This window comes from Gilliamella sp. Gris1-4, assembly GCF_001690335.1.
In the GTDB taxonomy this organism is placed as follows: domain Bacteria; phylum Pseudomonadota; class Gammaproteobacteria; order Enterobacterales; family Orbaceae; genus Gilliamella; species Gilliamella apicola_P.
Genome location: NZ_LZHA01000050.1, coordinates 37367 through 47156, shown reverse-complemented (window position 1 = coordinate 47156; position 9790 = coordinate 37367). Strand labels below are relative to the sequence as shown.

The window sequence follows — 9790 nt, the reverse complement described above, 5'->3', positions numbered from 1 at the left end:
ATAAAGATAAAGTGTGATGTTTGGAGTACTATGGAGTTGTTACGGACTAGCTAAAATTGGTTGCGGGGGCTGGATTTGAACCAACGACCTTCGGGTTATGAGCCCGACGAGCTACCAAGCTGCTCCACCCCGCGTCAAAGAAGTGGCTATATTATAGCAATAAAATAATAAAGCAATACCTATTTAGCTTAAACGCCACATTTTTAAACATTCTTGAGGGGATCTAGATTATTTTCTTACATAAACACAAATTTATGTGAAAGTTTTTAACAAGGATTATACTCTTTCACAAAAGCCCAAAACACCTCAAATTTAATCGTGCTAAAAATAGCTATAATCTTATAACGATATGATTTTAACCAAAAACAAAAAACTTCAACAAAATCAATACTATACCGGAGAGATTTTAGGCCTTTAAAAAGCACCTACTCCACCAGTCCCAAAAACCACCCAACCGCTACCTCCACCCGTAAAAAACGCCACTCCCCCCCACACTCACCGCTAACAATTCTTTACAATAAATTAACAAAAAAAGTGGCGGATTATTTATCACCAAGTTATAATTTTTAAGCTTATACAGGCAAGGAATCGCTCATTAATTAAGTGAACGGATATAAAAGTTCAGAAAAAACAAGAAATTACTTGACAAGGAAATAAAAATGCATTACCATGGTTGGCATCTGGCATCTGGCATCTGGCCTGCCAAACCTATGCCCTAAATCTTATTGATTCGCAAGGTGGCCAAAATAGGGCGCCACAGTTATTTTCATCATCGAAGTCATTTCGCGTAGCGGAATCGACGCCGTCATCGGGGTCTTTACTGGCGATGCCGTCGGCGGATTCTTCGATAACATCTTCGGCCATATTTTCGGCAAAATTATCGTCGATATCCAAGTGGTTATTAAAACCGCCATTACAATCCAAACCGCCATTATTATTTAAATCGGCATTATTCTTTGCACCATTGTTGTTATTGTCATATACGCAGGGAACAGAGGCGTTAATGGTAAATACAACCAATACTATTCACGGTAGTGCGCCGTATTTAACATTTGATGGTGGGCAGACAAAGGCAACGGATACAGACAGCTTTTTGGCAATAGAGTTGCCGAATGGTAGAGTTATCACGCCATCGACAAACACTTCGAGTTTGGCAAATCCGATAATGGTTTCTGCTGGAATAACATTTAATGATATTCATATGGTATTGCCGTTGGATTCAGATAGCATAAGTCTCAATGATTTAATTACCCAAGGGAAGTGGGGAGATGATGATGGAGATGGACAGGGAGCAGGGGAAGTAACGGCATCAGGGAGTATATCGTTAGTAATAAAGGATAAAGATGGCACTACGGTTAGTCGTGGTGATACATTAAATCTATGTAAAGCGCCTTATAAGGTAACCTTAAGTAGTGCTGGGGGGAATTTAGTTACGCAGTATGGTGTCCCCAATAGTAGTACATTTAGTGGAGGCAGAGCGGATTATTATATCACTTTGCCGTCACAGCCGGTTATTTGTTCGGTCAGGCCGAATTTGTTGTTGGGTGGAACAACTGGCATTGATTCTAGGGACAACCCCCGCTACGCAGGTCCATCTAATATATGGAGTCCAACAAAGGGCTTTTTTGTTCAGTCAGCGAGTCCATCATCTTACGACCTAAACTTTCCAACAACAGGTGCAGATGGCTTATATTTTGATTTGGATATAGGTGGTATTGACGGAAGTCAGTTGCGTTGGACAGTTAACACAAGTGGTAGTATAAGGGCAACGGTGAGTAGGGTTGGTTCAAGCACAACACGGGTAACGTTGAGTGGTCCTAAAGCTGATAGTAGTCAGATAAGTTCAAGTAGTCCAGGTCGCATTAGCGTGCCATCTTTGCCACAGACGTTTGAGTTGGTCGGTAGGGATAGTAATGGTAATGAGGTTCGTTATGGATTTGTGTTGAGGCAGTGGTTCGTCCATCGAGGTGCTCAAGAAGCTAACGCTTCTACTCAAACAGCATGGTGTAATAGTTTGGGTTATCGTCTTGCTAGGGTAAGGGATTTAACCAATGCGAGTTGTTCTGGTTGGGGTGCAGGCAGTTGGTGTCAAGGTGCAGTAGGAGCCACGCCGTCGTCTAGTAATAATGGTTACAAGCGTCACATAGGAGCTGGGTTTTTCACGGAGTGGGGCAACATGGACTACTACGCTGATGCGGGCTTCGTCCGCGACGACTACTGGACGAGCGACGCAACAGGTAGCGACCAGTTCCCTGTCTTCTCGTACGATGGCTACGTCGACAGCTACAGTGCCAGCGAGTCTCGCTATGGCCTTTGCACCGCACCTTAGCTTTTAGCGTTTAGTTCTTAATCCTTAGGGCGCGGGGGTGGTTATGGTGCTTGAGAGGACAATATAACAAAGAATCAAGCCCCCGCGTAAGTTGGGGCGTTTTCCTTAGGGTTGCGCTGTGGCGCTTTAAAGCGGTGGTCTATTTTTAGTACGGCAAGGTTTCGGACGTTTTGACCTTTGGTGAACAAAATAGCTACAGTGACAACGTCCGATTTAGGGGATTTTTTGCGAAATCCCCTAAAAACCCCTCGCAAGGCTACAGAATGTGGCCTACGGCAATACTCGTATCATCCTGATACTCGCCTCTACGAGGCCATCTTCGCTATGCTCAGATGTTCAAATTTGCCTCCGCCGTCGCTCGGTCTTAACGCACCGTTTGTGGACGCGTTCCCGACGCACCACAAACTCGCCAAACTTCCCTGTTTGGCGTGCTAACCTCACTCTGTTGTCGGCACATTCTGACGCCGTAACAAGACAACAACATAACCTTGAGTGGCTTTTATGAGTCACTTTTTTATAAAAAACACTGCAAAAACCTCAAAAAATCGCTCCGATAGACTATTGATTTTATTGAATTTTTTATTTTACTGTTTTCAAACAAAATCAATCACTTACACAACCTAAGCAAAGCACCAACATAAAACAAACCAACAAAACCACGAACAGCGCCCTAATAACAGCAAATTAACCGCTCTAAACCCTTTTTTTTAACGAAAATTTAAAATTAAATAAAATCAAAAAAATAATTATAAAAACACAACAATCTTCCCAAAAAAGATGGTTATGTTGTTTGTCTTATTCCGGCGTCAGAATGTGCCGACAACAGAGTGAGGTTAGCACGCCAAACAGGGATGTTTGGCGAGGCTATGCTTCGCTGGGAGCGAATCATAGCCGGTGCGTTAAGACCGAGCGCCGGCGTCGGGGCAGCCGAAGGCCACATTCTGCAGCCAAAGCGAGGGTTGTTAGGGAATTCGCTTTAATTCCCTGACTCGGACGTGGGCACGATAGCTATTTTATTCACAAAAAGCCCAAACGTCCGAAACCACCTCACCCAACCCATTTTATCCACAACAAAAAAGACATTATTTTGATAAAAAATCGCTTCGGTAGGCTATTGATTTTATTAAAAATTTTTTCAACTATTTTTTAACCAAAAAACACCCCTCCACACACTGGCAATAAAGCCACAAAACCTTTATACTATGCAATAGTTTTTAGTACGACAAATGTCATACTAATATAATCCGTTCTTTAACATCATCAATTGGAATAAATTTATGCATCCGATGCTGAATATTGCTATTCGTGCTGCTCGTAAAGCAGGTAATGTAGCCATCAAGGCTTATGAAAATCCTAGTTCAATCGAAATCGAAACCAAAGGCGCTAATGATTTTGCCACTAATGCCGATCGTGCGGCTGAAGCTTTGATTATTGAAACAATTAAAAAAGCTTATCCTGACCATACTATCATTGCCGAAGAAAGCGGCTTAGCTAAAGGTAATGATGCCGATACTCAGTGGATAATTGACCCAATTGATGGTACTACCAATTTTATTAAAAATATCCCTCATTTTGCAGTGTCTATCGCAGCTCGGGTTAAAGGTAAAACCGAAATTGCCGTTGTTTATAATCCAATGAGTAATGAGCTGTTTACAGCGGCTCGTGGTAAAGGCGCCCAACTTAATGGTTATCGTATTCGAGTGAGTAATGCGAAAGATTTAGACGGTAGCGTGCTAGCAATGGCTTTTCCGTTTAAAGCTAAACAATATAGCGATAGTTATTTTGGCGTGTTACAAAAATTATTTGTTAGATGTGGCGATTTTCGTCGCACTGGTTCTGCCGCTTTAGATCTTGCCTATGTTGCCGCAGGTCGTTTAGATGGCTTTTTTGAAATTGGCTTAAAACCATGGGATATTGCTGGTGGTGAGTTGATTTTGCGTGAAGCAGGTGGCGTTATTACCGATTTTGCAGGTGGCAATAATTATATGGTTTCGGGCAATGTTGTTGCGGGTAATCCTAGAATTGTTAAGGATTTATTAGTTTCTACTCAAAACGAGTGGCCCGAAAAATTACGTAACTAACGTTACCTTTTTTATTTCCTCTTATTTTGATCGCAAGTTAAATTCTTGCGATCTGTCTAGTATTTTTCTGCATTGTTATCAATTTTGAGTATATACTAATCAATAATCGTATAAAAATTAAGGCTGCATTTTATGAAGACAATACAATATGATCTTAATATTGAAGGAATGAGTTGTGCCTCTTGTGTTAGTCGTGTAGAAAAAGCAATTAAAAAAGTTGATGGTGTAATTGATGTCAGTGTTAATCTGGCAACTGAGAAAGCAACTATTAATGCAGATACTCATGTTAAACTTGAAGCATTAATGTCTGCAGTTGATAAAGCGGGCTATCGTGCTATTAAAATTTCAGATCAACAATCAGGTGCAAAGAAAGTTAACAAACAAGCATCTATTTGGCCGATTGTGATTTCTGTTATTTTGGCCATTCCTTTTGTGTTACCTATGTTATTAGAGCCTTTTGGGTTTCATGTGATGATGCCAGCTTGGTTACAACTGGTTATTGCATCTATTGTGCAATTTGGACTTGGCGCTAAATTTTATCGAAGTGGTTTTAATGCGGCTAAAGCGTTGTCGGGTAATATGGATTTATTAGTGGCCATTGGTACTAGTGCGGCATATGGGTTATCAGTTTATCAGCTTATCATAGGCAATGATGAGCACCTTTATTTTGAATCTTCAGTTATTATTATTACCTTAATTTTGCTTGGTAAGTGGTTAGAATCAAGAGCTAAACATCAAACCACACAAGCAATTGAAGCCCTGTCTGCGCTACGCCCTGATGTTGCTTTAGTAAGGCGTGATAATCAAGAAATAAGTTTACCCATTAACCAAGTTAAATTGGATGATATTGTTATTATTAAGCCTGGAGAGCGTATTCCAGTTGATGGCGTTGTGATTGAAGGTGCATCTAGTAGTGATGAATCAATGCTAACCGGTGAGAGCTTTCCTGTAAATAAAACCGTTAATGATGTTGTTACTGGCGGTACAATTAATGGCGAAGGGTTACTTATCGTTAAAACCACAGCGATTCAAGCGGATTCTACTTTATCCAAAATTATTGAAATGGTTGAATCTGCTCAGGCTAAGAAAGCACCAATCCAACGAATTGTTGATCGCATCAGCGCTATTTTTGTGCCAGTGATTTTATTGATTGCACTTGTTACGTTATTAGCTTGGGGTGTGATATCGCATGATTGGCAACAAGCATTACTGCATGCGGTGGCTGTGTTAGTGATTGCTTGCCCTTGTGCTTTAGGTTTAGCAACACCAACAGCAATTATGGTTGGTACAGGAGTGGCTGCTCGTCATGGTATTTTAATTAAAGATGCCGAGGTATTAGAAACACTGCATAATATTAATATGGTTGCATTTGATAAAACAGGCACATTAACCATTGGTAAACCAGAATTAGTTGAAATGGATGTTATGGGTAGCGAGACGCCCGATCAAATTTTATCGCTCGCAGCGTCATTACAAGCAGGTAGTGAGCATCCACTTGCCAAAGCTATTTTAAGTAAAGCTAAAGAGTATCATTATGCTCAAAATATTACTTCGGTAGCTGGTTCAGGAGTGATGGCAACCGTTGATAACACCGAATATTATTTAGGTAGTTTGCGTTGGATGAAATCATTAAATGCCCATTTTATTGGTATGGAAGATAAAATTAATCAGTTATCGAGTAAAGGTTATACCATTTCATTTTTAGCGAAACAGCAATCAGAAGGTAATGTGGTGATATTAGCACTCTTGGGTTTTGCCGATGTAATAAAGGGGGAAGCCGAAAAAGCTATTCAAGCATTACATCAGTTAAATGTAAAAACCGTTATGTTAACTGGTGATAACCAGAAAGCAGCTAATTATGTAGGGCAGCAGTTAAGCTTAGATAAGGTTATTGCTGAAGTATTACCGCAAGATAAAGCAAACTATATTTATCAACTACAAAAAAGTGAAGATATAACTGGTAATAAAACAGTGGCAATGGTAGGAGATGGTATTAATGATGCTCCAGCCTTGGCGGCTGCCGATATTGGTATTGCTATGGGCACAGGCACCGATGTGGCTATGCATGCAGCAAGTATTACTCTAATGCGTGGTAATCTGTTTTTAATTGCTGATGCGATCGATATTTCTCGCCGAACCTATAATAAAATTAAACAAAATCTATTTTGGGCATTTTTCTATAATTTAATTGGTATTCCGCTAGCGGCATTGGGATTTTTAAATCCAATGATAGCTGGTGCCGCTATGGCGTTAAGTAGTGTTAGCGTTGTAACCAATGCACTTTTACTTAAACGTTGGAAGGCAAAATCAGAAAACCAATAATATAAGATTTTTGTTTTGAATTAAGGAGGCTTAAAGCCTCCTTTATATTGATTAGAAGACAAATTAACTTAATTCATTCTACAAATAAGCGTACATTCTTGTTAAAAAGTTTCAGGTAACATAGTGTTTGAGTATAAAAAGTATCAAAAAAGTACGTCCAATATTGTTCAATAGTAATAATAACCAAGATAATTATGCCTTATTTTGTTTACTGAATTATTTTAGGTTGGTATCGATCTAATAGCATGTTATTAAATTTATTTTCTGGGTCTAATAGTGCTTTAAGTTTAAAAAAGCGATCTGCTTGTGGGTATGCGCGCTGAAATTGTTCACCAGTTGCATGTAATTGATACGGTAAATAATAACTTCCACCCTTTGCTAATACTGCATCGATTAATTCTCGTGTCCAGATTCCTACTTTCTTTTTGCTTTGTTCATCAGTATCTTGTTGATAATAAATAACAAAAGCAAACACTTCGGTTTTAGCCCATGCTAGTAATGAACCGCTATCAGGATTTGCATGACGAATCGAAATATTAATCACATTGGCCTGATGTTTTTTTAGGATAGCAATTAATTCAGGGTAAAAATCCTCAAACCGCTCTACAGGGATAAAATACTCCTGTAGAGCAAAACTTTTATTTTTGCTTTTAATTGGCTGTAAATTCGACACATCATAACTGGCTTCATAATTACGCCACATTACTGGTTGTTTTGTATAATCTATATCATCATACAATTTACGTAAATGCTTGCCTAAATTTGATGAGGCGACAATTTTTATTTTTTGTTCCTGCTCAAACGAATATTGGTCGGTTGGGCGTAATCTGTCCAAAATAGTTAATGGTTCTTGTGTTTCTTTAAAAGTCACAGCACGAACTTCTTCAAAATCAGGTGGGTAAATTACTGAGTTGTGAAATATGGCACTTTTGTCAGAGCGAATCTGTTGCATAAAATATGGGTAATACTTGGTAATTGGCATAACATCGCTAATGCGTTTTACTTTAACATTATCAACAAGTCGCAAAGTGACTTCTGTAATCACGCCTAATCCACCATAACCGCCGATAGCACCATAAAATATATCTTGATTTTCTTTTGGACTGGCTTCGACAATAGCGCCATCAGCTAGGACAATTTTGAACTTCTCAACAGATAAAATCATAGGGCCTTCTCCGATATAACGCCCATGCACATTTACACTAAGCGAACCACCAATACTAAAATTGGCATAGCTTTGCATAATTTTTACTGATAAATTGTAGGGATCAATCAATTCCTGTACTTGACGCCAAGTTGCGCCTGTTTCAATGGTTAAAAGTTTCTTCTCAGGGTTGAAATCAATTACATGGTTGAGTTTTTGTGTATCTATTTGAATTCCATTGCTTATTGCTGTTTGTCCACCCATGCTGTATTTGCCACCAGCTATACTAATTGGACCAGAGGTATTTTTAACTAGTTCAGAGACCTGTTGAGTCGATTCTGGTTGCATAACTGCAGTAACTTCGATAGGTGTCATGCCTGTAACATCATTAACAACTACGGCTTTTGTTGTTAATGGCAATACAAGGAAAAGACAGTAGCTCAAGGAAGTTAATTTTTTCATTGTAAACTAATATGTATATGATATTTAAAACTTAATTCTACCTATGCTAGGTATATAAATCAATAGGTTGTTATTTTTTAAACTAACAGATAAAAAATAAACCATAGCATTTAATACATTAAATCGATGAATTATTATTCCGCAAGAGTAAAACCGACTTGTGTTCCTTTTCCTTGTTCTGTCACAAATACGCCAACTGCGCAAATCAGTTGTTCGTTGTAGTAAATTAGAGGGATTCGAATTCGCATCCATGGTGGAATATTATGCTCTTGCCATAGTTTTTTTATTGATCGTGAACCATGGCGATTAACAATTTGAAATTTTCCTTGAGCATGGAATCTAACGGTGATTTTTTCATCTGCTTGTGGTAAGCGGCAACATAAATCAGTTTGATAATTAACTTGTAATTCGCCAACATTATCTGGAAGTGTTAATGGCAACGCTAAATCCCAGTTTAGGATTTGCTGTTCAATATCTTGATATAATGCTAACAAATAAAGTTGATTTTGATAACGGCGAACTTGTTGGTTATTAAAGATAAATTTCGGATTAGCATCTTCTTTTGCTAATGCAACGGTTTGCCAAATTAATGTTATTTGTTGGCGTGTTGGCATATTAATATGATTGTGTTTAAACCACATGCGTAAAATTGCATTTCGTTTATACTCGGAATAGTCCATTAATGGTGCAATAGCCAGTTGATTTTGTTCGGTGATAACTTGCTTAAATTCTACCAATAATAACTCATTAATTAACGTTTCTTGTTGTTGACATAATTCCGTACTGCGTGCAACCATTTGCGAAAAATGTGGCCAGCGTTGATTAAGAATTGGTAAGACTTTTAAGCGTAAAAAATTACGGTCGTAGTGATCATCTTGGTTGCTTTCATCTTCTATCCAATTGAGTTGATGTTTATTCGCATAGGTTTCAATTTGTGATCGTGATATTGTTAATAAAGGTCGAAGATGTTGTTGATTTTCCCTTGGCATTGCGGACAATCCCGCAGGTCCACTACCACGTTTCAATGCCAAGAAGAAAGTTTCACATTGATCATCAAGATGTTGAGCTGTACATAACGTTTCATCATCTTTTAGATGATGATATATAGCTTGGTAACGTGCATTTCTAGCTTGCTCTTCAATATTACCCGCTATGGGATCAAGTCTGACTTTTTCAATAATTATTGGAACTTGCCATGTTTGGCATTGTTGCCTGCAATGCGTTGCCCAGTTGTCAGCATTGCTACTCAAACCATGATGAATATAGATCGCTCTTAGTTCTAAATTTGGTAACAATTGTTTTTTAAGCTTAACAAGCACATGCATTAATACCGTTGAGTCAACACCACCACTATATGCAACCAGTAACGCTTTGTGGTGTTTTATATTATGAAAAACTGTTTGTTTTATTATTTCGTCACACGTGATTTGGCTATGATTATTCATCTTTTAC

Annotated in this window: 6 protein-coding genes and 1 tRNA gene; 3 read left to right on the top strand and 4 right to left on the bottom strand. The window is 38.6% G+C overall.

All coding sequences use genetic code 11. From position 1 onward, the window contains the following. Positions 1 to 57 precede the first annotated feature (57 nt). Positions 58 to 134, bottom strand: a tRNA-Met gene (locus tag A9G31_RS07060). A 574-nt stretch (positions 135 to 708) separates the two neighbouring features. Beyond that, positions 709 to 1020: a hypothetical protein gene (locus A9G31_RS07055; RefSeq protein ID WP_065561040.1), complete on the bottom strand. Its 312-nt coding sequence runs from the start codon at positions 1018 to 1020 to the stop codon at positions 709 to 711. Between A9G31_RS07055 and A9G31_RS07050 the strand changes: the two genes are divergently transcribed. From A9G31_RS07050 to A9G31_RS07040, 3 genes are all read left to right on the top strand, one after another. Continuing rightward, positions 1004 to 2329: a hypothetical protein gene (locus A9G31_RS07050; protein ID WP_065561039.1), complete on the top strand. Its 1326-nt coding sequence runs from the start codon at positions 1004 to 1006 to the stop codon at positions 2327 to 2329. The two genes, A9G31_RS07055 and A9G31_RS07050, sit on opposite strands and share 17 nt — an antisense overlap. Before the next feature lie 1277 nt (positions 2330 to 3606). Further along, positions 3607 to 4410 (top strand): inositol-1-monophosphatase, encoded by an 804-nt coding sequence (gene suhB / locus A9G31_RS07045; RefSeq protein ID WP_034909524.1) that lies wholly within the window; start codon positions 3607 to 3609, stop codon positions 4408 to 4410. A gap of 132 nt (positions 4411 to 4542) precedes the next feature. Next, entirely contained in the window at positions 4543 to 6732 is a 2190-nt protein-coding gene (locus A9G31_RS07040) for a heavy metal translocating P-type ATPase (RefSeq protein ID WP_065561038.1), read from the top strand. Between the two features lie 208 nt (positions 6733 to 6940). On the opposite strand, the gene A9G31_RS07035 is transcribed toward A9G31_RS07040, so the two are convergent. Next, positions 6941 to 8338 (bottom strand): FAD-binding oxidoreductase, encoded by a 1398-nt coding sequence (locus A9G31_RS07035; protein ID WP_065561037.1) that lies wholly within the window; start codon positions 8336 to 8338, stop codon positions 6941 to 6943. A 134-nt stretch (positions 8339 to 8472) separates the two neighbouring features. Then, the gene (tilS, locus tag A9G31_RS07030) at positions 8473 to 9783 is read right to left on the bottom strand and encodes a tRNA lysidine(34) synthetase TilS (RefSeq protein WP_065561036.1); all 1311 of its coding nucleotides are present in this window, start codon (positions 9781 to 9783) and stop codon (positions 8473 to 8475) included. Positions 9784 to 9790 lie beyond the last annotated feature (7 nt).

Coding starts and splice junctions, on each gene's coding strand:
- A9G31_RS07050 (WP_065561039.1), top strand. CDS start 1,004: ATGGTAAATACAACCAATACTATTCACGGTAGTGCGCCGTATTTAACA.
- suhB (WP_034909524.1), top strand. CDS start 3,607: ATGCATCCGATGCTGAATATTGCTATTCGTGCTGCTCGTAAAGCAGGT.
- A9G31_RS07040 (WP_065561038.1), top strand. CDS start 4,543: ATGAAGACAATACAATATGATCTTAATATTGAAGGAATGAGTTGTGCC.
- A9G31_RS07035 (WP_065561037.1), bottom strand. CDS start 8,338: ATGAAAAAATTAACTTCCTTGAGCTACTGTCTTTTCCTTGTATTGCCA.
- tilS (WP_065561036.1), bottom strand. CDS start 9,783: ATGAATAATCATAGCCAAATCACGTGTGACGAAATAATAAAACAAACA.